The organism is Pseudomonas sp. P5_B2 (assembly GCF_056400445.1).
In genome coordinates this window covers 1-1,120 of sequence record NZ_JBFULH010001032.1, presented here as the reverse complement: position 1 = coordinate 1,120, position 1,120 = coordinate 1, and the positions used below count along the sequence as shown (strand labels likewise).

The 1,120-nt window shown below is 54.3% G+C and carries 1 protein-coding gene; it reads right to left on the bottom strand.

Annotation, left to right across the window (positions count from 1 at the left end):
* A partial coding sequence (locus tag AC1DRJ_RS28955) for a methyl-accepting chemotaxis protein (RefSeq protein WP_477805148.1) occupies positions 1-1,007 on the bottom strand: 1,007 nt, incomplete at its 3' end.
* Positions 1,008-1,120 lie beyond the last annotated feature (113 nt).

Below are 1,120 nucleotides of genomic sequence, written 5' to 3'. Positions count from 1 at the left end.
ACCCGTTGCTGCTCCGCGGCCCCTGAGATTTTTTTGTTCATTTGTTCAATGCTCGATACGGCGCGAGTAATTCGTGTCAGCGCCTGAGATGCCTGACCAGCAAGGATCACTGTTTCACCTGTCAGTTCATGGCTACCCTGTAGCCGTTCCGTTGCCTGCTGTGCGACTCCACGCAGACGACTGATCAAGTCCTCGATTTCGGCGGTAGAACTCTGCGTCCGGCGTGCCAAACCACGCACTTCGTCAGCTACTACAGCGAATCCACGACCGTGCTCACCTGCTCGCGCGGCTTCTATGGCCGCATTTAACGCCAGTAAATTAGTCTGCTCTGCTAGTGCTTTAATCACATCAAGCACGCCGCCAATAGCCGTACTTTCTGCCAGTAACGATTGCATTGCGTCAGCGCAGCCGGTCATTTCTARAGCCAGTTGGTCGATCTTGGCCCCCGCTTGGCGTGCTAAATCGTCACCTTCGCGCGCCTGGTTATCAGCAAGGGCTACTGCAACACTGGCGTCCTTGACGTTACGTGCGACTTCGCCGGCCATCGCAGTCATCTGTTGCATTGCGGTAGCGGCGATTTCAGTCTCGTTTCGTTGTCTCTCAACTCCCCGGCTGCTGCGCTTAATGACTTCTGCCAGGCTCCCTGCCGTTCCATTGAGTAGGCCTACCCCGGTACCAATTCGACCAACCAAACCTCTCAGACTACCAAGCATGCTATTGACGGTATCCAATAGCTGCCCAAGCTCATCATGCCGAACGCTTGCACCATCAGGCAAACAACTCAGGTCACCTGCGGCAACCTGCTGAGCCAAATGAACAGCGCGACGCAACGGCTGCAGTATTAAATGACGTATTAATAGACTCGCGCCAATACCCAGCGCTAACGCCAGCAGGCTAATAAGGCCAAGCTGACTGTATGCGTTGCGACTATCGCGCTGAATCGCCTGGCTCTGAAATTGGTTGGCCTTATCTAACAACTCGCTGACTTGCCGGGTTTGCGTGTTCATCGCTTCGCTACTACGAGCGCTTTGCTTGCGGCTGGCAACAAACTGTTCGAAAGCCTTTCGATAATCTCCCAGTGCATGACTTGCAGCCTGCAGGGAAACCTTCTCCTGATCAT